Annotated in this window: 19 protein-coding genes; 8 read left to right on the forward strand and 11 right to left on the reverse strand. The window is 62.1% G+C overall.

Going from position 1 to position 19,526, the window contains the following annotated elements; all coding sequences use genetic code 11:
* The first annotated feature begins 59 nt into the window (after positions 1 to 59).
* Both secA and mutT read left to right on the forward strand, forming a co-directional pair.
* Positions 60 to 2,768, forward strand: coding sequence for a preprotein translocase subunit SecA (gene secA, locus H7A77_RS13595; RefSeq protein ID WP_033641857.1), 2,709 nt, complete (start codon positions 60 to 62; stop codon positions 2,766 to 2,768).
* A gap of 80 nt (positions 2,769 to 2,848) precedes the next feature.
* Complete coding sequence (gene mutT, locus H7A77_RS13600; RefSeq protein WP_033651668.1) at positions 2,849 to 3,253, forward strand: 8-oxo-dGTP diphosphatase MutT; 405 nt, start codon at positions 2,849 to 2,851, stop codon at positions 3,251 to 3,253.
* Positions 3,254 to 3,292: 39 nt separating this feature from the next.
* On the opposite strand, the gene yacG is transcribed toward mutT, so the two are convergent.
* From yacG to coaE, 3 genes are read right to left on the reverse strand one after another with little or no spacing between them, the layout of a single operon-like run.
* Positions 3,293 to 3,484 (reverse strand): DNA gyrase inhibitor YacG, encoded by a 192-nt coding sequence (gene yacG, locus H7A77_RS13605; RefSeq protein WP_025301578.1) that lies wholly within the window; start codon positions 3,482 to 3,484, stop codon positions 3,293 to 3,295.
* 51 nt (positions 3,485 to 3,535) lie between these two features.
* Positions 3,536 to 4,288 (reverse strand): cell division protein ZapD, encoded by a 753-nt coding sequence (gene zapD, locus H7A77_RS13610; protein ID WP_033641859.1) that lies wholly within the window; start codon positions 4,286 to 4,288, stop codon positions 3,536 to 3,538.
* Positions 4,289 to 4,293: 5 nt separating this feature from the next.
* Positions 4,294 to 4,908, reverse strand: coding sequence for a dephospho-CoA kinase (gene coaE / locus H7A77_RS13615; RefSeq protein ID WP_089191185.1), 615 nt, complete (start codon positions 4,906 to 4,908; stop codon positions 4,294 to 4,296).
* A gap of 362 nt (positions 4,909 to 5,270) precedes the next feature.
* Between coaE and H7A77_RS13620 the strand changes: the two genes are divergently transcribed.
* Positions 5,271 to 6,314 carry a GMP reductase gene (locus H7A77_RS13620; RefSeq protein WP_015376656.1) on the forward strand — a complete coding sequence of 348 codons (1,044 nt, stop codon included), beginning with the start codon at positions 5,271 to 5,273 and terminating at the stop codon, positions 6,312 to 6,314.
* A gap of 54 nt (positions 6,315 to 6,368) precedes the next feature.
* Here the strand turns inward: H7A77_RS13620 and hofC are convergent, their stop codons facing one another.
* From hofC to nadC, 4 genes are all read right to left on the reverse strand, one after another.
* Positions 6,369 to 7,568 (reverse strand): protein transport protein HofC, encoded by a 1,200-nt coding sequence (hofC, locus tag H7A77_RS13625; protein WP_147838129.1) that lies wholly within the window; start codon positions 7,566 to 7,568, stop codon positions 6,369 to 6,371.
* A complete protein-coding gene (gspE, locus tag H7A77_RS13630) occupies positions 7,565 to 9,007 on the reverse strand; it encodes a type II secretion system protein GspE (RefSeq protein ID WP_182074308.1) in 1,443 nt (480 codons plus the stop codon). The genes hofC and gspE overlap by 4 nt, the downstream gene beginning before the upstream one ends.
* A 5-nt stretch (positions 9,008 to 9,012) precedes the next feature.
* The gene (gene ppdD / locus H7A77_RS13635; RefSeq protein WP_182074309.1) at positions 9,013 to 9,450 is read right to left on the reverse strand and encodes a prepilin peptidase-dependent pilin; all 438 of its coding nucleotides are present in this window, start codon (positions 9,448 to 9,450) and stop codon (positions 9,013 to 9,015) included.
* A 189-nt stretch (positions 9,451 to 9,639) separates the two neighbouring features.
* Positions 9,640 to 10,530, reverse strand: a complete 891-nt coding sequence (gene nadC, locus H7A77_RS13640; protein ID WP_025301584.1) for a carboxylating nicotinate-nucleotide diphosphorylase — start codon at positions 10,528 to 10,530, stop codon at positions 9,640 to 9,642.
* 84 nt (positions 10,531 to 10,614) lie between these two features.
* Between nadC and ampD the strand changes: the two genes are divergently transcribed.
* Complete coding sequence (gene ampD / locus H7A77_RS13645; RefSeq protein WP_025301585.1) at positions 10,615 to 11,211, forward strand: 1,6-anhydro-N-acetylmuramyl-L-alanine amidase AmpD; 597 nt, start codon at positions 10,615 to 10,617, stop codon at positions 11,209 to 11,211.
* Complete coding sequence (gene ampE / locus H7A77_RS13650) at positions 11,211 to 12,065, forward strand: beta-lactamase regulator AmpE (RefSeq protein ID WP_182074310.1); 855 nt, start codon at positions 11,211 to 11,213, stop codon at positions 12,063 to 12,065. The genes ampD and ampE overlap by 1 nt, the downstream gene beginning before the upstream one ends.
* 62 nt (positions 12,066 to 12,127) lie before the next feature.
* On the opposite strand, the gene hemL is transcribed toward ampE, so the two are convergent.
* Positions 12,128 to 13,417, reverse strand: a complete 1,290-nt coding sequence (gene hemL / locus H7A77_RS13655) for a glutamate-1-semialdehyde 2,1-aminomutase (protein ID WP_015376661.1) — start codon at positions 13,415 to 13,417, stop codon at positions 12,128 to 12,130.
* A gap of 174 nt (positions 13,418 to 13,591) precedes the next feature.
* Between hemL and clcA the strand changes: the two genes are divergently transcribed.
* Both clcA and erpA read left to right on the forward strand, forming a co-directional pair.
* Positions 13,592 to 15,031, forward strand: coding sequence for a H(+)/Cl(-) exchange transporter ClcA (gene clcA / locus H7A77_RS13660; protein ID WP_033641864.1), 1,440 nt, complete (start codon positions 13,592 to 13,594; stop codon positions 15,029 to 15,031).
* A gap of 89 nt (positions 15,032 to 15,120) precedes the next feature.
* The gene (gene erpA, locus H7A77_RS13665) at positions 15,121 to 15,465 is read left to right on the forward strand and encodes an iron-sulfur cluster insertion protein ErpA (protein WP_033641865.1); all 345 of its coding nucleotides are present in this window, start codon (positions 15,121 to 15,123) and stop codon (positions 15,463 to 15,465) included.
* A 164-nt stretch (positions 15,466 to 15,629) separates the two neighbouring features.
* Here erpA and H7A77_RS13670 read toward each other — a convergent pair whose 3' ends face one another.
* Genes H7A77_RS13670 through mtnN form a run of 3 tightly spaced genes read right to left on the reverse strand, consistent with a single transcriptional unit; the run spans position 15,630 to position 17,753 of the window.
* Complete coding sequence (locus H7A77_RS13670; RefSeq protein ID WP_033641866.1) at positions 15,630 to 16,244, reverse strand: TRIC cation channel family protein; 615 nt, start codon at positions 16,242 to 16,244, stop codon at positions 15,630 to 15,632.
* Positions 16,244 to 17,050: a vitamin B12 ABC transporter substrate-binding protein BtuF gene (gene btuF, locus H7A77_RS13675; RefSeq protein ID WP_046688235.1), complete on the reverse strand. Its 807-nt coding sequence runs from the start codon at positions 17,048 to 17,050 to the stop codon at positions 16,244 to 16,246. Before btuF ends, H7A77_RS13670 begins: the two co-directional genes overlap by 1 nt.
* Position 17,051: 1 nt before the next feature.
* Positions 17,052 to 17,753: a 5'-methylthioadenosine/S-adenosylhomocysteine nucleosidase gene (gene mtnN, locus H7A77_RS13680; protein WP_019455094.1), complete on the reverse strand. Its 702-nt coding sequence runs from the start codon at positions 17,751 to 17,753 to the stop codon at positions 17,052 to 17,054.
* 129 nt (positions 17,754 to 17,882) lie between these two features.
* On the opposite strand from mtnN, the gene dgt reads away from it, so the two are divergent.
* Positions 17,883 to 19,400, forward strand: coding sequence for a dGTPase (dgt, locus tag H7A77_RS13685; RefSeq protein ID WP_072626739.1), 1,518 nt, complete (start codon positions 17,883 to 17,885; stop codon positions 19,398 to 19,400).
* Positions 19,401 to 19,526: the final 126 nt, after the last annotated feature.

Genomic DNA, 19,526 nt, shown 5'->3' on the forward strand with positions numbered 1-19,526 from the left:
CATAAATAATAGCAAGTTGACTGCCGCGCTCGGCGGTCATGACAGAGATATCAAACATCATGTTAGTGAAATTATTAACCAAAGTTTTTGGCAGCCGTAACGATCGTACCCTGCGCCGCATGCGCAAAGTGGTTGAGCAGATCAACCGCATGGAACCGGACATGGAAAAGCTGTCCGATGACGAGTTGAAAGCGAAAACCAACGAATTCCGCGCGCGCCTGGAGAAGGGCGAATCGCTGGAAAGCCTGATCCCGGAAGCCTTCGCCGTGGTGCGTGAGGCGAGCAAGCGCGTGTTCGGCATGCGTCACTTCGACGTGCAGCTGCTGGGCGGCATGGTACTGAACGACCGCTGCATCGCCGAGATGCGCACCGGTGAAGGTAAAACCCTGACCGCGACGCTGCCGGCCTACCTGAACGCCCTGAGCGGCCGCGGCGTGCACGTCGTGACCGTCAACGACTATCTGGCGCAGCGCGACGCCGAAAACAACCGTCCGCTGTTCGAGTTCCTCGGCCTGAGCATCGGCATCAACCTGCCGGGCATGCCGGCGCCGGCCAAGCGCGAAGCTTACGCCGCCGACATCACCTACGGCACCAACAACGAGTACGGCTTCGACTACCTGCGCGACAACATGGCTTTCAGCCCGGAAGAGCGCGTGCAGCGCAAACTGCACTATGCGCTGGTGGATGAGGTGGACTCCATCCTGATCGATGAAGCGCGTACGCCGCTGATCATCTCCGGCCCGGCAGAAGACAGCTCCGAGATGTACATCAAGGTCAACAAGCTGATCCCTAAACTGATCCGCCAGGAAAAAGAAGACTCCGACACCTTCAAAGGTGAAGGGCACTTCTCGGTGGACGAGAAGGCGCGTCAGGTACACCTGACCGAACGCGGTCTGATCCTGATCGAAGAGATGCTGGTGGAAGCCGGCATCATGGATGAAGGCGAATCGCTGTACTCGCCGACCAACATCATGCTGATGCACCACGTTACCGCCGCGCTGCGCGCCCACGTGCTGTTCACCCGCGACGTGGACTACATCGTGAAAGACGGCGAAGTGATCATCGTCGATGAGCACACCGGCCGTACCATGCAGGGCCGCCGCTGGTCCGACGGTCTGCACCAGGCGGTGGAAGCCAAAGAAGGCGTGGAGATCCAGAACGAGAACCAGACGCTGGCTTCGATCACCTTCCAGAACTACTTCCGTCTGTACGAGAAGCTGGCCGGGATGACCGGTACCGCCGATACCGAAGCCTTCGAATTCAGCTCGATCTACAAGCTGGACACGATCGTGGTGCCAACCAACCGTCCGATGATCCGTAAGGATATGCCGGATCTGGTGTACATGACCGAGAAAGAGAAGATCGGCGCCATCATTGAAGACATCCGCGAGCGTACCGCCAAAGGCCAGCCGGTGCTGGTGGGGACCATCTCGATCGAGAAATCCGAAGTGGTGTCCCGAGAGCTGACCAAAGCGGGCATCGACCACAAGGTGTTGAACGCCAAATTCCACGCCATGGAAGCGGACATCGTCGCCCAGGCCGGCCAGAGCGGTGCGGTGACCATCGCCACCAACATGGCGGGCCGTGGTACCGATATCGTGCTGGGCGGCAGCTGGCAGGCCGAAGTGGCGCTGCTGGAAGAACCGACCGAAGAGCAGATCGAAGCCATCAAAGCCGCCTGGAAAGAGCGCCACGACGCGGTGCTGGAGGCGGGCGGCCTGCATATCATCGGCACCGAGCGCCATGAATCGCGCCGTATCGATAACCAGCTGCGCGGCCGTTCCGGTCGTCAGGGCGACGCCGGTTCATCCCGCTTCTACCTGTCGATGGAAGATGCCCTGATGCGTATCTTCGCCTCGGATCGCGTGTCCGGCATGATGCGTAAACTGGGCATGAAAGAAGGCGAAGCCATTGAGCACCCGTGGGTGACCAAGGCGATCGCCAACGCGCAGCGCAAAGTGGAAAGCCGCAACTTCGATATCCGTAAGCAACTGCTGGAATACGACGACGTCGCCAACGATCAGCGCCGCGCCATCTACAGCCAGCGTAACGAATTGCTGGACGTGTCCGACGTGAGCGAAACCATCGCCAGCATCCGCGAGGACGTGTTCAAGAGCACCATCGACAACTACATCACGCCGCAGTCGCTGGAAGAAGAGTGGGACATTCAGGGGCTGGAAGAGCGTCTGAAGAACGACTTCGATCTGGAGATGCCGATCGCCCAGTGGCTGGACAAAGAGCCGGAGCTGCACGAAGAGACGCTGCGCGAACGTATTCTGGAGAACGCCAAAGAGCAGTACCTGCGTAAGGAAGAAGTGGTCGGCAGCGAAATGATGCGCAACTTCGAGAAGGGCGTGATGCTGCAGACGCTGGATTCCCTGTGGAAAGAGCACCTGGCGGCGATGGACTACCTGCGTCAGGGCATCCACCTGCGCGGCTATGCGCAGAAGGATCCGAAGCAGGAGTACAAGCGCGAATCCTTCAACATGTTCGCCACCATGCTGGAATCGCTGAAATATGAAGTGATCAGCGTGCTGAGCAAGGTACAGGTGCGGATGCCGGAAGAGGTGGAAGCGCTGGAACAGCAGCGCCGTGAAGAGGCCGAGCGTCTGGCGCAGCAGCAACAGCTGAGCCACCACGACGAGAACGCGCTGGTGACCGAAGATCCGAACGCGCCGGCGACCGCCGAGCGCAAAGTGGGCCGCAACGATCCTTGCCCATGCGGTTCCGGCAAGAAATACAAGCAGTGCCACGGCCGCCTGCAGTAATGCCGGCCGCGGTTGACCGATAATACCCGGGGGTTCAGCTTGCTGAGCCCCTGTTTTTTGGCACCCATCAGGAGGGTGAGATGAAACATCTGAATATCGCCGTGGGCATCATCCGCAATGCTCAACGGGAGATCTTTATTACCCGCCGCGCCGCTGACGCGCACATGGCCGGATTTTGGGAGTTTCCCGGCGGCAAGATCGAACCGGGTGAGACGCCGGAACAGGCGCTGAACCGCGAGCTGCGTGAAGAGACCGGTATCGAAGCCGAGCGGGCCGAACTGCTGGAGGTGGTGGAACATCGCTTCAGCGATCGCATCGTGACGCTGAATTTTTATCTGGTGGAGCATTGGGCGGGCGAGCCGTTTGGCCGTGAGGGGCAGCCGATGCGCTGGGTAAAACAGGCGGAGCTGCGTGAAGACGAGTTCCCGGAAGCCAACGCCGGCATTATCCAACTGCTGGTGGCGCAGGCTGGCGCCGCCCAATAACACTATCGGCCTGGCGTGCGCCAGGCCTTCAATCGGCGATTAGCGGTCGTCGAGTTCGCTCCAGTCCTCACTTTCCGACAGATCGCTGTTGCTCGGAATGCGCTTCTCTTCATCGGCCCACTCGCCAAGATCGATCAGCTGGCAGCGCTTGCTGCAAAACGGCCGGAACGGGCTGACTTCGCCCCAAACCACGCCGGTGCCACAGGTTGGGCATTTCACTACGGTCGTCATAACGGTTCCTTACGCCTTCTGGCGGTGCTGAGAAGGCTTGCTTTCATGAGTTCAACAACAGGCCAGTTCGAACGTCAGGCGTTCAGGCACCATGCCATGTTCGCTGTCCAACGGCAGGAAACGAATGGCATAACGCGTCTTGTGGCCGGAAATTTGCGGATAAAGCTGCGGCGCCAGATGAAGGCGCAGGCGCAGCAGGTCCGCCCCTTCGGCGTTGTCCTGGAAAAAGCCGTTCAGACTGATTTGATTGCGGAACGGCCCCGACTGACGGATCAGATCCAGCACCATGATCAGCGCCTGGTTCAGCGGATCCAGCGACTGCAGCCAGGCGGCGACGTCGGCATCGCGATCCTGCTGCGGCGCATGCATCCACATGTGCAGGGTCGGCAAATCGAAGCTGCAGCAGCCGCCGGGAATGTTCAGACGCTGGCGCACCAGGCCGATCAGCCGGTCTTCACGCAGTGCCTGACCGAGGCGCGGTGCCGCCATCAGCGCCGATGAACGCGACTTCAACTGGCCGCGCAACTGCTCGATCAGCGCCATATCCACGCCCGGCACATCGGCCCAGGCCAACAGTTTTTGCTGCTGACGCTCCAGCTCTTTGAGCAGTTCGGTGCGTACCTCGCCGCGCTCCAGTACGTCCAGCAAATCGGAGACGGTGCGGAAAAAGGTAAGGGCGATGGCGGTTTCGCTCAGGGCGCGCTGGCCGTGCAGCTGTTGCAGTAAAAACTCGATGCGCAGCCAGGTACGCATTTTTTCGTTCAGCGGGTGTTCAAAGAGAACGGTTGGGGAAACATCACTCATGCAGTTTAATCCTGTTGGGGCGCTGTTGCCGCCAGTTCAAGGTAGCGACGATGCAGTGCGGCGACCCGTGGCTCTATCCCCTGAGCGGCGCCGCTGTTGTCAATAATGTCATCCGCCACGGCGAGGCGCTGCTGGCGCGTGGCCTGGGCGGCGAGAATGCTCTGCGCTTGCTCGCGGCTGATGCCGTCGCGCGCGATGGTGCGAGCCAACTGGGTTTCGGCGTCGACGTCGATCACCAGCACCCGATCGGCGCGATCCTGCAGGCCGTTTTCCACCAGCAGCGGCACGACCCACAGCGCGTACGGGCTGGCCACCTGCGCCAGTTGGCGTTGGGTCTCGCGGTGTATCAGCGGATGCAGCAGTTGGTTCAGCCAGGTTTTGTCATCGGGGTGGCTGAAGATACGCTGACGCAGCGCAGCGCGGTTGAGCGCGCCGTCCGGCAGCAACATTTCATTACCAAATCGCTCGGCGATCGCGGCCAGAGCAGGGGTGCCCGGCTCAACGACCTGACGGGCGATCACGTCGGCATCGACAATGGCTGCGCCGTGGCGCGCAAAGGCGTTCGCAACGGTCGTTTTGCCGCTGCCTATGCCCCCGGTCAACGCAACAATGTAGGCCATGGTGTTAGGTGCATCCGATGTTCATAAAAAAATAATAGACGAATCATAAAGCGATCGCGCAGAAGTGCAAGTCGGCAGGCGGCGCTTGCGCCTCGGCCCCGTTTGGGCGGCGAGAAAAAGCGCAGCGGCACGGCAGAAATGAGCGGGCAATCACACTGCGATTATGCAGGTAAATTTGTCGGATTGTAGCGTAAATAAAGGCGAATTCGCAGTCTTGTTCGGCGATTATTAGCGCGTATTATAACGTCACTGGAACTGGCATTAATCTCGCCGTCATCTTTCCGCGCCATGGGAAAGCCGTCGGGCAGAGGTTCGAATATCCTCCTTGCGATCCGTCGCCATTAACCAGGAAATCATAAGTCATGCGTATTGAAGAAGATTTGAAGTTAGGCTTTAAAGACGTGTTGATCCGCCCTAAGCGTTCCACGTTGAAAAGCCGTTCCGAGGTTGAACTGGAACGTCAGTTTACCTTCAAGCATTCAGGTTGCAGCTGGTCCGGCGTGCCGATTATCGCAGCTAACATGGACACGGTGGGCACCTTCCGCATGGCCGAGGCCCTGGCTTCTTTCGACGTTCTCACCGCCGTACACAAACATTACAGCGTCGAGCAATGGGCTGACTTCGTGCAGCGCATGCCGGAATCGGTGCTGCGCCACGTGATGGTGTCCACCGGCACCTCCGAAGCCGACTTCGCCAAAATGCAGCAGATCCTGGCCCTGTCTCCGGCACTGAAATTCATCTGTATCGACGTGGCCAACGGCTACTCTGAACACTTCGTCGCCTTCCTGCAGAAAGCGCGCGAAGCCTGCCCGAATCACGTCATCTGCGCCGGCAACGTAGTGACCGGCGAGATGGTGGAGGAGCTTATCCTCTCCGGCGCCGACATCGTTAAAGTCGGCATCGGGCCGGGATCGGTATGCACCACCCGCGTGAAGACCGGCGTGGGCTATCCGCAGCTGTCGGCGGTGATCGAATGCGCCGATGCGGCCCACGGGCTGGGCGGCCAAATCGTCAGCGACGGCGGCTGCTCGGTGCCGGGCGATGTCGCCAAAGCCTTCGGCGGCGGCGCGGACTTCGTGATGCTGGGCGGTATGCTGGCCGGCCACGACGAGTGCGAAGGCACCGTGGTGGAAGAGAACGGCGAGAAATTCATGCTGTTCTACGGCATGAGCTCCGAGTCAGCGATGAAGCGCCACGTCGGCGGCGTGGCGGAGTATCGCGCGGCCGAAGGCAAAACCGTCAAGCTGCCGCTGCGAGGCGAGGTGGAGTTCACCGTGCGCGATATCCTCGGCGGCCTGCGTTCCGCCTGCACCTACGTCGGCGCCGAGCGTTTGAAAGAGCTGACCAAGCGCACCACCTTTATCCGTGTGGCGGAGCAGGAAAACCGCGTCTTCGGCAGCAAATAAGCCGCACCTTGCATTCGGGCGCAGCGCACCGCGGCGCCCGCTATCCTTTTTCCCTTATCCCAATACGCTGCCCAGTTGAAAGATAGGCAGATACATGGCGATCACCAACGCGCCGACAATCCCACCTACCACTAGCATCAGCAGCGGCTCCAGCGTTTGCGCCAGCGTATCGGCCAGCTCGTGCGTTTGCCGTTCATACCACTGCGCCAATTTATCCAGCAAGGCGTCCAGTGAACCGGACTCTTCGCCCACCCGCACCAGCTGCCGGCACAGCGGCGGAAACAGCGGTTGCAGGCCCAGGGCATGATGAAAGGCTTCGCCTTCGGCGATCTGCCGTTGCATCTGCTCCAGCGCCTGTTTGTACAGCAGATGGTCAGCCGCCAACGCCGCCGCGTTCAACCCTTCCACCAGCGTCAGCCCGGCGCGTTGGGTCATGGTCAGGATGCGAAATGTTTGGCTCAGCGCGCCGCCGCTCACCAGCCGGGCGATCAGCGGCAGGCGCAGCAAGAGTGCCTGTTCACGTCTGCGCCACGGCGGGCGCGGGTGCAGCCAGCGGCCATAGCCGAACAGCGACGCGCCCAGCAGCAGCGCCAGATAGGGGCCGGTGGCGATCAACTGCGCAGACAACGCCAGCAACCCTTGGGTAAACCAGGGCAGCGGCGCATCGAACGATTGATAAACCTTGGCGAATTCCGGCAGCACCATCACCAGCATCAACACGCTGACCATCAGCGCCACTGCGCAGATGAAGAGGGGATAACGCAGCGCTTTGGTCACCTTGCGGCGCAGCAGCAACTGGGCCTCCTGTTGTTGCGCCAGCTGCAGGCAGCAGCGATCGAGGTTGCCGGTCAGTTCACCGATGGCGATCAGCTGGCGATAGATCAGGGGAAAAATCCCCGGTTGTTCGGCGAGGGTTTCGGAAAGCGGTTGCCCTTCGCGCACCTGGTCGGCCAGCTGGCGCAACAGGCAGCGCCAGGCTGCCGAAGGATGCTCTGCTGCCAGCAACTGCAGCGCATTGACCAGCGGCAACCCCGCCTGCAGCAGAGTGGCGAGCTGGCGGGTGAAGTGGATTAACGGTTCTCCACGCCATTGGCCGGGCGTAACGCGTTTGCCGTGCCCGATTCGGCACGGTTGCAGGCCTTGTTCGATCAGCAACCGGCTCACCTGCCGTTTTTCCTCGCTCATCAGTTCGCCGTGGCGTAAGGCGCCCTGCGCGTCGAAAGCCTGCCAAAGAAACAGCCGGCGCGCTTTCATGGTGCGGCTATGCCAGGCTGGACGACGTCGATCACGCGGTACAGTTCTTCCAGCGAGGTCGTGCCTTCGGCTGCCAGCGCCAGGCCCGCCTGCAGCAGCGAAAGCTGCCCCTGTTCGCGGGCGATATCCGCCAGCAGACTGGGAGCGGCGTTCACCAGCAATGCCGCCTGTATTTCCGGCGTAATGGCCAACAGTTCATACACGCCGATGCGCCCATAGTAACCGCCGAAGCAATGCTCGCAGCCATCGGCGCGCCAGACGGTCAGCGGTTCCGGCCAGATCGCACTGGGAAAATGCGTCGGCTGGCTGTGCGGATAGCGGCAGTGGCGGCACAGTCTGCGCACCAACCGCTGCGCGACGATCAGCTTCAGACAGCCGGCGAGCAGGTAGCCGGGGATCCCCATGTGCATCAGCCGCGTCAGGGTTTCGCCGGTGGAGTTGGTATGCAGCGTCGACAGCACCAGGTGGCCGGTTTGCGCGGCCTTGACCGCGATCTCGGCGGTTTCCGCATCGCGGATCTCGCCGACCATGATGACGTCCGGATCCTGGCGCAGCAGGGCGCGCAACACCCGGGCGAAGCTCAGCTCGGTTTTGGCGTTGATCTGGGTCTGATTAACGCCGAACAGCGGGATCTCGACCGGATCCTCGACGCTGCACAGGTTGCTCTGCGCATCGTTCAACTGGCGCAGACCGCTGTACAGCGTCACCGTTTTGCCGCTGCCGGTCGGGCCGGTCACCAGGATCAACCCTTGCGGGCAAGCCAGCGCCGTCGCGTAGCGCGCCAGATCCGCCCGGCTCATGCCTAACTGATCCAGCGGCAGTTCTTGTTGCTCGCCCTGCTGAACGCGCAGCACAACCTTTTCGCCGTGCAGCGTCGGCAGAGTGGCGATACGCATGGCATAGCGCGCGCTGTCCAGCGTCAGGCTGAGCTGCCCGTCCTGAGGCTGACGGCGCTCGGCGATATCCAACTGGCCGAGGATCTTCAGCCGGGCGATGAGGCGCGCGGCCAGCTGCGGCGGCGGTGAGGTGAGGGTTTGCAGCACGCCGTCGATGCGCAGACGAATGCGAAAATGCTGCCGAAAAGGCTCGAAGTGGATGTCCGAGGCGCGGCGCTGGATGGCCAGGCGCAGCGTCTGGTTGATGAATTGCACCACCGGCGCATCGCCGTCGTCGGGGTAGGCGATGTCGGTTGTGTCCTCTTCGGCCGCCAGCGGCGCCGAGAGCGGTTCGTGGCGCTGGTTAAGCGCCAGCTCCAACCTGGCCGCCGGCCATTGTTCCAGATGGATGCGTTTGCCGGTGGCGAAACGCAGCGCCGCCAGCAGCCCCTGTGGCGCTTCTTCGCTGAGCGCGACCGTCAGGGTGGTCGGGTCCTCGCTCAACGCCAGCGCCTGATAGCGCCGACACAGGGTGTGAACCTCTTCGCTGATTTGCGCGTTCATCGCCGTTACTCCGCCGCGTCGTCGAAGCGGAAGACTTCCCGGCACACCTCAACCAGCGTCGCGTTTTCGCTGCTGCACAGCCGGGTCCAGCGGGTCAGCCCATCGGCGTTCGACTTGGGGGTTAACGCCACCGCCAGCCCCTGCAGCGTTTGGGCGCCGGTCAACGTGATGACGCCTTTAACGACTTTCACCCCGCTGACGTAACGCGACGCGCCGCCGCTGGGAATGCCTTTGCTGCCGGCTTCACAGCCGGCGGGCGCGCCTTCATCCAGCACGCACAACTCGACCGCCAGCTTATATGGCGCCATGGTTTGCAGCATGTCGGTCATCGCCGCTTTCTGGATGTAGCGCTGGTAGGCGGGAATGCCGATGGCGCTGAGGATGGCGATGATGGCGATCACCACCATCAGTTCGATCAGGCTAAAGCCGCGTTGCGTTTCCATGCGTTGTTTCCTCCATAAGGGTGTGGAAAACAACGGTAGCGGTTTGCGCGGGGGAACGGCGAGCGGGTTTTACGCGTTTCTCGGCGTGCTTCCATCAGTATTGATGTCGTTTGCAGCGGAGGGAAAAACGGTGCGAGGGGCTTCGCAAATCTGCGGTAACGCCCCCGGCGGCGGCCGGGGGCGAGGGGATCATTTGAAGCGCATCGACAGATCGAGCGCGGTCACATGTTTGGTCAGCGCGCCGACCGAAATGTAATCCACGCCGGTCTCGGCGAAGGTGCGCAGCGTCTCGCTGGTGACGTTGCCGGACACCTCCAGCTGGGCGCGGCCCTGGGTTTGGGCGACCGCCTGACGCATCATCTCGACGCTGAAGTTGTCCAGCATGATGATGTCGGCGCCGGCGTCCAGCGCCTGCTGCAGCTCATCGAGCGACTCGACTTCCACTTCCACCGGCACGTCGGCGTGCAGCCAGAAGGCTTTTTCCACCGCGTTTTTGATCGAGCCGGAGGCGATGATGTGGTTTTCCTTGATCAGGAAGGCATCGGACAGCCCCAGCCGGTGGTTGCTGCCGCCCCCGCACAGCACGGCGTATTTCAGCGCGGTGCGCAGGCCGGGCAAGGTCTTGCGGGTATCGAGCAGGCGAGTCTGGGTGCCTTCCAGCAGAGCCACGTAGCGGCTGACCTCGGTCGCCACGCCGGAGAGCATCTGCACAAAGTTCAGCGCGGTGCGCTCGCCGGTCAACAGCACCCGCGCAGGGCCGCGCAGACGGCAAAGCGGTTGGTTCGGTATCAGACGGTCGCCGTCTGCCACCAGCCACTCCACCTGCACCTGGTTGCCCAACTGAATAAAGACTTCGTTCAGCCAGCGGCGGCCGCAGAACACGCCGGCTTCGCGGGTAATGACGGTGGCTTCGGCCTGCTTGTCCGCCGGTAACAATTGCGCGGTAATATCGCGCCCGGCGTCAACTTCACCTCCCAGGTCTTCGCGCAGCGCCTGGGCGACGGAATAGGGAATATCACTTTCAATACGTTCAAGAAGCTCGGTGCGGCGACGGTCGGCACTGTAGCGGCGTGTCGGCATGGAAAACTCCGAAATGGACGGTTAGTTCGTAGGGGAACATGCTACTCTGTTGCAGGAATAAGTACCACCGCAGAGAGGTGTCTGATGCAGTTGGAAAATGGCTGGATTGTCGGGGTGACGCGAGTGGTTTCGCCGCACTGCGATCGGCGCCCGGATGACGAGCCGCCCTCGCTGCTGGTCATCCATAACATCAGCCTGCCGCCCGGCGAATTCGGTGGCCCCTATATCGACCAGCTGTTCACCGGCACGCTCGATCCCGCGCAGCACCCTTATTTCGCCGAGATCCATCAGCTGCGAGTGTCTGCGCACTGCCTGATCCGCCGCGACGGGGAGATCGTGCAGTATGTGCCCTTCGACCAGCGCGCGTGGCACGCGGGCGTTTCTCTGTATCAGGGGCGCGAACGGTGCAACGATTTCTCCATCGGCATCGAGCTGGAAGGCACCGACCAGTTAGCCTACACCGAGGCGCAATATCGCACGCTGCAGGCGGTCACCGCGCTGCTGGCCGAACATTATCCGCCGTTGGCGGCGCATATCGCCGGGCATTGCGATATCGCCCCCGGCCGCAAAACCGATCCCGGGCCGGCGTTCGATTGGGATCGCTATCTGGCATCTCTGGAACAACGCGGCGCGCCCGCCGACGCTATGCTTGAGACAAGAAAAAGGGAGAGGAATCGCTAATGACGCTGTTTACGCTGTTGCTGGTTTTGGCCTGGGAGCGCCTGTTCAAGCTGGGGGAACACTGGCAGCTGGATCATCGCCTCGAAGTGGTATTTCAGCGGCTGCATCGGGTTTCGCTGGCGCAGACGCTGGCGATGACCGCCGCCTGGATGGTGATCGTCTGGGGCGTTCTGTGGTTGTCGCACGGGTTATTCTTCGGCGTGGTGACGCTGCTGCTGTGGATCGTCATCGATCTGCTGTGCGTCGGCGCCGGCATCAAGCGCAAACACTATCGCGCCTACCTGAAAGCGGCGCGGCAGGGGGATACCCATGCCAGCGATCAGATGGCGGAAGAGCTGGCGTTGATCCACGGTTTGCCGGTGGACTGCAGTGAAGAGCTGCGTCTGCGCGAGCTGCAAAACGCGCTGCTGTGGGTCAACTTCCGTTATTACCTGGCGCCGCTGTTCTGGTTCGTGGTCTTTGGGCCGTACGGGCCGATCGCGCTGGCGGGATATGCCTTCCTTCGCGCCTATCAAACCTGGCTGGCGCGCCACAATACGCCGCTGGAGCGTTCGCAGTCGGGCATCGATCATCTGCTGAACTGGCTGGACTGGATCCCGGTGCGTTTGGCCGGGGTGGCCTATGCGTTGTTCGGCCACGGCGAGCGCGCGTTGCCGGCCTGGTTCGCCTCGCTCGGCGATCGGCATTCGTCGTCGTATCAGGTGTTGACGCGGCTGGCGCAGTTCTCGCTGGCGCGCGATCCGCATATGGATCCGGTGCAAACGCCGCGGGCGGCGGTGACGCTGGCGCGCAAGGTGACGATGATCATCGTGGTGGTGGTGGCGCTGTTGACCATTTACGGCACGCTGCTGTAAACCGCCGTGAAAAACAAAACGGGCGCCTCGGCGCCCGTTTCTTTTTGGCCATCCGGCCGGGATTACAGCTTGGCGAAGCAGCGACGCGCGGCGTCGATGGTGCGCTGGATGTCTTCCTTGCTGTGCGCCACGGACATGAAACCCGCTTCGAAGGCGGACGGCGCGAGATACACCCCCTCTTCCAGCATCAGGTGGAAGAAGCGCTTGAAGCGTTCCACGTCGCACTGCATCACGTCCTGGTAGCAGGTGACCGCCGGCGCGTCGGTGAAGAACAGGCCAAACATGCCGCCGACGTTGTTGACCACCAACGGAATATTCTCTTCCTGCGCCGCGTGCAGCAGGCCAGCGGCCAGCATCTCGGTCAGTTCGGTCAGCGTCTGATGCACGCCGACCTGCGACACTTCGGTCAGGCAAGCGTAGCCCGCCGCCATGGCGATCGGGTTGCCGGACAGGGTGCCCGCCTGGTAGACCGGGCCGGTGGGCGCCAGCGCGTCCATCACCTCGCGACGGCCGCCGAAGGCGCCCACCGGCATGCCGCCGCCGATGATTTTGCCGAGGCAGGTCAGATCCGGCTCGACGCCGTAATAGGATTGCGCGCCGGCCAGCGCGACGCGGAAGCCGGTCATCACTTCGTCGATGATCAAGAGCGCGCCGTACTTGTCGCACAGGGCGCGCAGGCCCGGCAGGAATTCCGGCAGCGGCGGCACGCAGTTCATGTTGCCGGCGACCGGCTCGACGATGATACAGGCGATCTCGGACGGGTACTGTTCGAAGGCGGCGCGCACCGAATCCAGATCGTTATAGGTGCAGGTCAGGGTGTGTTTGGCGAAGTCGGCCGGCACGCCCGGTGAGTTCGGCTGGCCGAGGGTCAGCGCGCCGGAGCCGGCTTTCACCAGCAGGCAGTCGGCGTGGCCGTGGTAGCAGCCTTCGAACTTGATGATTTTATCGCGGTTGGTATAGCCGCGCGCCAGGCGGATGGCGCTCATGGTGGCTTCGGTGCCCGAGTTCACCATGCGCACCATATCCATCGTCGGCACCAGCTCGGTGACCAGCTGCGCCATTTTGACTTCCATCTCGGTCGGCGCGCCGAAGCTCAGGCCGCGCTGCGCCGCTTCGATCACCGCGTCGCGGATCGCCGGGTGGTTATGCCCCAGCACCATCGGTCCCCAGGAACCGACATAGTCGATATAGGCCTTGCCGTCGGCATCGAACAGGTAAGCCCCGTCTGCACGCTCGATAAACAGCGGCACACCGCCCACGCCGGTGAATGCACGCACCGGAGAGTTTACCCCGCCGGGGATCAACTGTTGCGCCTGGGCGTACAGACTTTCGGACTTGCTGTGTAGGCTCATAAATCGGCTCCTGGATTCTCTTTTGAATGATTTGACCGCGCTATTCTAGAGGAGAGCGCCGCGTTATGAAACGATCACAGTCAGATACCATTAACGGCAGCGCCCGCCGCCGGGTTGGGGTAGAATTATCGCCCTGCCTATTTGTATTACAAATTACCTGACGAATCACTCGCGATGACAGAATCACAATCACAGCCAGTCGGGACGTTGAGCCCGCGTCTTAGCCGCAGCGATGCGGTGCGCCAGTTTATCCGCCGCGATAAAACGCCGGTGGCGATCCTGTTGATGGCCGCGTTGGTGGGGACGCTGGCCGGTTTGCTCGGCGTGGCCTTCGATAAAGCGGTTGAGTGGGTGCAGCAGCAGCGGCTGGCTTCGCTGGCGCAGGTCGCCGACTTCTGGATCCTGGTGTGGCCGCTGGCGTTTATCTTGTCCGCCGCGCTGGCGGCGCTGGGTTATTACCTGGTGCGGCGCTTTGCGCCTGAGGCGGGCGGTTCGGGCATCCCGGAGATCGAAGGCGCGCTGGAGGAGCTGCGGCCGGTGCGCTGGTGGCGCGTGATACCGGTGAAATTCATCGGCGGCATGGGAACGCTGGGGGCGGGCATGGTGCTGGGGCGCGAAGGGCCTACGGTGCAGATGGGCGGCAACGTCGGGCGCATGGTATTGGACGTGCTGCGCATTCGCGGCGCCGAGGCGCGCCATTCGCTGCTGGCGACCGGGGCCGCCGCCGGGCTGTCCGCCGCGTTCAACGCGCCGCTGGCCGGCATTCTGTTTATCATCGAAGAGATGCGGCCGCAGTTTCGCTACAACCTGATCTCGATTAAAGCGGTGTTTATCGGCGTTATCATGTCGAGCGTGGTGTTCCAGCTGTTCAACGGCCAAGGCTCGGTGATCGCGGTCGGCAAACTCGCCTCGGCGCCCATCAACACCTTGTGGCTCTATCTGGTGCTGGGCGCGATATTCGGCGCGGTGGGTGTGGGATTCAACGCGCTGATCTTTCGCACTCAGGACATGTTCGCGCGCCTGCACGGCGGCAGAATGCGCAATGTGCTGCTGATGGGCGGGCTGCTCGGCGGCGTGTGCGGCATTCTGGGGCTGATCCAGCCGGAGGCGGCGGGCGGCGGCTTTGGGCTGATCCCGATCGCCGCGGCGGGCAATTACAGCGTCGGCATGTTGATGTTCATTTTCATTACCCGCATCTTCACCACGCTGCTGTGCTTCGGTTCCGGCGCGCCGGGCGGCATCTTTGCGCCGATGCTGGCGCTGGGCACGCTGTTCGGCACCGCCTTCGGGCTGGCGGGGGCGCATTTGTTCCCGCAGTACGGCATCGAGGCGGGCACTTTCGCCATCGCCGGCATGGGGGCGTTGTTCGCCGCCACGGTGCGCGCCCCGCTGACCGGTATCGTGTTGGTGCTGGAAATGACCGACAACTACCAGCTGATTTTACCGATGATCATCACCTGCCTCGGCGCTACGGTGGTGGCGCAGCTGCTCGGCGGCAAGCCGCTGTATTCGTCGATCCTGGCGCGCACCCTGCAACGGCAGGAGGCGCAGTTGGCGCGGGAAGCGGCGGAGAAAACAAGTAAAGAAAATACAACAAATGCGGTGAATACTTGAACGCAACACTCAGGTATCGGATAATCGTTAATATTAATCAGGCAGCCTTGGTCGCGATCTGATGCTGAACAATGTTGGGAGTAAAGAGTATGAGTGATGAAACGGCACTGCCCCTGCAATTTACCGAGGCAGCAGCAAACAAGGTCAAGTACCTGATTGCTGACGAAGAAAATCCGAACCTGAAGTTGCGGGTTTACATTACCGGCGGCGGCTGCAGCGGATTCCAGTACGGTTTCACTTTTGACGACAAGGTCAACGATGGCGACATGACCATCGAGAAGCAGGGCGTGGCGCTGGTGGTCGATCCGATGAGCCTGCAGTATCTGGTTGGCGGTTCGGTGGACTACACCGAAGGGCTGGAAGGATCGCGCTTCGTGGTGACCAACCCGAATGCCAAAACCACCTGCGGTTGCGGTTCGTCGTTCAGCATCTGAGTTTGCCTGTCAGAATATCAACCCGCTTGCTTTCCAGCCGGCGGGTTTTTTTATGCCTACCACTCCACGAGGATCACTGCCACGCCGTTCTCCTGGGCCGGTGGGTTGTGGATGATATTCGGCTGTGCCGTCGCGTGGCTGCATTCGCCCCGCAGGGCGGCGGCTCAGCGTTCGAGAATAAAGGCGGGCAGCTTGAGGTGCCAGCGGATGGCCGCCAGCCGAATGGCCAGCGTGATGACCATGCCCAGCATCATGGCTTGTTGCAGCGGCATGTTGAAGGTGTAAAACGCCGTGGCGTGCGCGATGCCGCCGATGATACAGGCGGTGGCGTAAATTTCGGTGCGCAGGATCATCGGGATCTCGCGCGCCAGCACGTCGCGGATAATGCCGCCGCCGACGCCGGTGATCACCCCCATGCAGATCGCCACCAGCGGGCCGGTACCGGCCGCGAAAGCCTTGTTGACGCCGATGCCGACGAACACCGCCAGCCCGACGGCATCGAGCACCGGCAGCACCCATTTCGGCAGGCGGCGCGGCTGGCGCACCAGCAGCAGCGTCAATACGCAGGTGATCATCGCCACCACCAGATCGGTGGGATCCTTGACCCAGAACACCGGGCCGTTGGCAAGCGCCATATCGCGGATGGTGCCGCCGCCGACCGCGGTAACCACGCCCAACACCAACACGCCGAACGGATCCATGCGCAGTTTGCCGGCTAGCAGCACGCCGGAGACGGCGAACACCGCCGTACCGAGAATATCCAACCAGAACACCAGCATCAGCGGATCTCCGCCAGCTGGCGGCACAGTTGCTGCGCCGCCAACAGCAGCCGTGGCCCGCCGCGATTGAACCAGTCTTCATTCAGCGCGATCACCGGCACCTGCAGCTGCGGCGCCCAGAAGGCTTTCACATTGGCGGCCTCTTTCGCGCCGCCGGTGATGACGATGGCCTGGGGTTGGCGCGCCAGCACCTGCTCGCGGCTGATCTGCGGCCAAGGCGTGCGGCTGTCGGCGAAGACGTTCTGCGCGCCGCACAGCGCCAACACCTGGCTCTGCAGCGTGGCGCCGGAGCTGGTGAACAGCGGCTGGGTGCCGAACTGCAGCAACACGCGTCGCGGAGGGTTATCGGCGTACTGTTGCCTGAGAGCGGCGAACTGGCGGCGAAGGCCGGCGGCGGCCTGATGCGCCTGGTCCGGGTGCGGGCTGTATTGCGCCAGCTTATCCAGCAAGCCGGCGATCCCTTCGAGATTATCGGCGTCCGCATAGAAGATCGGGATGCCGAATGCGGCGAGCTGATCCAGCACGCGCTGCGGATTGCCGCCGCGCCAGGCGAGGATCAGATCCGGCTTGAGCGCGAGCACCCGCTCCAGGTTGATGCCCTGCCAGGAGGCCACCTGCTCCAGCCTGGCGGCCTGCGGCGGATAATCGGAATAGGCGCTCGCCGCCACCAGCACCTCGCCCATGCCGGCGGCATAGGCGAGTTCGGTGGCGTTGGGTGCCAGGCTGATCACTCGCTGGGCGGCCCCGGCCGGCAGGGCTAGCCAGAACGCCAGCAGCCAGAGCGCCGAGGTGAAGCGCAGCCTCACATCAACCGCGCTTGGCCAGGGTTTGCAGCATGGCGTTGACCATCAGCGTAGACTGCTTGGCCGCTACCACCAGGAACTCGTCAAAGCTCATGTGCGACTCGCTGTCGGCGACGTCGGAAATGGCGCGCACCACCACGAACGGCGTGCCGAACAGATGGCAGACGTGGGCGATCGCCGCGGCTTCCATTTCCACGGCGGCGACGCGCGGGAAGGTGGCGCGGATGCGCGCCAGCGGCTCGGCGCCGTTGATGAAGGCGTCACCGCTGCAGATCAGGCCGCGCACCGCGTGCAGATCCAGCTGTTTGATGCAGCTTTCCGCCAGCGCGATCAGTGCGTCGTCGGCGACGAACGCCGCCGGGCAGCCGGCCATCTGGCCCGGCTCGTAGCCGAAGGCGGTGACGTCGGCGTCGTGGTAGCGCACTTCTTCCGACACCACGATGTCGCCCACGCGCAGCGTGCTGGCCAGGCCGCCGGCGGAGCCGGTATTGATCACCACGTCCGGGCTGCAGTGCTCCAGCAGCAGGGTGGTGCCCATGGCTGCGGAGACTTTGCCGATGCCGGATTTCAGCAGGGCCACTTCAACGCCGCCGATCTGGCCGGTGTAGATTTCGCAGCCCGCGCGCTGGATGGTTTGACGGTTTTCGATTTGATCGCGCAGCAGGGTGACTTCCTGCTCCATTGCGCCGATGATGCCTACTTTCATAAATAACACTCGCTGATTGGCCGTGAGAATTGCGGCATAGTCTATCATGGCTGTGTATCAGAGATAATGCGTTGCATCCGCCGCCGGGAATTGTTATCACGGGGGCAGGGCGCAACGGCGGAGAAACAGATGTCCGGGATCGACTTCAAGCAAAAAATCAGCTTCCAACGGCCTTTCAGCAAACCGATCGAGGCCGAGGAAGAGTACGACATCGTGCGGCAGTTCGAGAGCGATCGCGGGCGCATCGTCAACTCGGCCGCCATTCGCCGTTTGCAGCAAAAAACCCAGGTGTTTCCGCTGGAGCGCAACGCGGCGGTGCGCAGCCGCCTGACGCACTCGATGGAGGTGCAGCAGGTCGGGCGCCATATCGCCAAAGAGATCCTCAACCGCTTCAAACAGGCGGGTAAGATCGATGAATTCGGCCTGACCCGGCTGCTCGATCCGTTTGAAAGCATCGTGGAAATGGCCTGTCTGATGCACGATATCGGCAATCCGCCGTTCGGTCACTTCGGCGAGTCGGCGATCAACGACTGGTTCGCCCAGCGGCTCGATCCTGCCAGCTGCGGCAGCGAGCCGGGCAGTCACGATCGCTGCCAGGTCGCGTCGCTGCGGCTGCATGAAGGGGAGAGCGATCTGAACCGGCTGCGCAGCCGGATCCGTCAGGATCTCAGCCATTTCGAGGGCAACGCCCAGGCGATCCGCATGGTGTACAGCCTGCTGAAACTCAATCTGACCTACGCGCAGGTCGGCTGCATTTTGAAATACACCCGCCCGGCTTATTGGGCGGGCGGCATCCCCGCCAGCCACAGCTATTTGATGAAAAAGCCCGGCTATTATCTGGCGGAAGAAGCCTTTGTCGATAGGCTGCGGCGCGAGCTGCACATGGGCGAGTTCGATCGTTTTCCGCTGACCTACATCATGGAGGCCGCCGACGATATCTCGTACTGCGTGGCCGATCTGGAAGACGCGGTGGAGAAGAGCATTTTCACCGTCGAGCAGCTGTATCAGCACCTGATTCAGGAGTGGGGCGAGGTGGCGCCGGGCGATCTGTTCGACAAGACCGTCGCCAGCGCGTTTCGCAAGATCGACCGCGGCGGCGCGCGGCGCAGCGCGGAAGATCAGTTCTTCATGTATCTGCGGGTGTTTACCGTGGCGCGGCTGGTGCCGCACGCGGCGCAGCGCTTTATCGACAATCTTGACGCGGTTTATCAGGGCAGTTTCAATCAGGCGCTGCTGGAAGATTCCAGCCCGGCCTATCAGCTGCTGAAAATATTTAAAAATGTGGCGTTCAAGCACGTGTTCAACCACCCGGAGGTCGAGCAGCTCGAGCTGCAAGGCTACCGGGTGATCAGCGGCCTGCTGGACATTTACAGCCCGCTGCTGGCGATGTCGCTGGCGGACTTCAGCCGGTTGGTGCGCGAGGACAGCCATCGCGCTTACCCGATCGAAACGCGCCTGTTCCACAAGCTGTCCACCAAGCATCGGCTGGCTTATGTGGAAGCGGTAGAAGGGCTGCAGCATTTATCGCCGGAGCAGCAAACCATTCGGGAATATTATTTCCGCGCGCGTTTATTGCAGGACTATATCAGCGGAATGACCGACCTTTATGCCTATGATGAATATCGTCGATTAATGGCGGCGGAATAATTAAGCGGAGGAATAATTATCAGCAATTCCAACCGGTTGGCTGTCTCGAGTTTTGTAAAGACGAACAATATTTGTTTACTATTGCCAATCATCTGTGCCGGAACTTCGGGCTATTAATTAACTCTG

The sequence above is a fragment of the Serratia sp. ME47 genome, from assembly GCF_903970925.1.
Lineage (GTDB): Bacteria > Pseudomonadota > Gammaproteobacteria > Enterobacterales > Enterobacteriaceae > Serratia > Serratia ureilytica.

Excerpts from the sequence above, each read along its gene's own strand:
- H7A77_RS13620 (WP_015376656.1), top strand. The coding sequence starts at position 5,271 with ATGCGTATTGAAGAAGATTTGAAGTTAGGCTTTAAAGACGTGTTGATC.
- ampD (WP_025301585.1), top strand. The coding sequence starts at position 10,615 with ATGCAGTTGGAAAATGGCTGGATTGTCGGGGTGACGCGAGTGGTTTCG.
- clcA (WP_033641864.1), top strand. The coding sequence starts at position 13,592 with ATGACAGAATCACAATCACAGCCAGTCGGGACGTTGAGCCCGCGTCTT.
- yacG (WP_025301578.1), bottom strand. The coding sequence starts at position 3,484 with ATGACGACCGTAGTGAAATGCCCAACCTGTGGCACCGGCGTGGTTTGG.
- dgt (WP_072626739.1), top strand. The coding sequence starts at position 17,883 with ATGTCCGGGATCGACTTCAAGCAAAAAATCAGCTTCCAACGGCCTTTC.
- hofC (WP_147838129.1), bottom strand. The coding sequence starts at position 7,568 with ATGAAAGCGCGCCGGCTGTTTCTTTGGCAGGCTTTCGACGCGCAGGGC.
- hemL (WP_015376661.1), bottom strand. The coding sequence starts at position 13,417 with ATGAGCCTACACAGCAAGTCCGAAAGTCTGTACGCCCAGGCGCAACAG.
- nadC (WP_025301584.1), bottom strand. The coding sequence starts at position 10,530 with ATGCCGACACGCCGCTACAGTGCCGACCGTCGCCGCACCGAGCTTCTT.
- ampE (WP_182074310.1), top strand. The coding sequence starts at position 11,211 with ATGACGCTGTTTACGCTGTTGCTGGTTTTGGCCTGGGAGCGCCTGTTC.
- zapD (WP_033641859.1), bottom strand. The coding sequence starts at position 4,288 with ATGAGTGATGTTTCCCCAACCGTTCTCTTTGAACACCCGCTGAACGAA.
- secA (WP_033641857.1), top strand. The coding sequence starts at position 60 with ATGTTAGTGAAATTATTAACCAAAGTTTTTGGCAGCCGTAACGATCGT.
- H7A77_RS13670 (WP_033641866.1), bottom strand. The coding sequence starts at position 16,244 with ATGCTGGTGTTCTGGTTGGATATTCTCGGTACGGCGGTGTTCGCCGTC.
- mutT (WP_033651668.1), top strand. The coding sequence starts at position 2,849 with ATGAAACATCTGAATATCGCCGTGGGCATCATCCGCAATGCTCAACGG.
- mtnN (WP_019455094.1), bottom strand. The coding sequence starts at position 17,753 with ATGAAAGTAGGCATCATCGGCGCAATGGAGCAGGAAGTCACCCTGCTG.
- coaE (WP_089191185.1), bottom strand. The coding sequence starts at position 4,908 with ATGGCCTACATTGTTGCGTTGACCGGGGGCATAGGCAGCGGCAAAACG.
- gspE (WP_182074308.1), bottom strand. The coding sequence starts at position 9,007 with ATGAACGCGCAAATCAGCGAAGAGGTTCACACCCTGTGTCGGCGCTAT.
- ppdD (WP_182074309.1), bottom strand. The coding sequence starts at position 9,450 with ATGGAAACGCAACGCGGCTTTAGCCTGATCGAACTGATGGTGGTGATC.
- erpA (WP_033641865.1), top strand. The coding sequence starts at position 15,121 with ATGAGTGATGAAACGGCACTGCCCCTGCAATTTACCGAGGCAGCAGCA.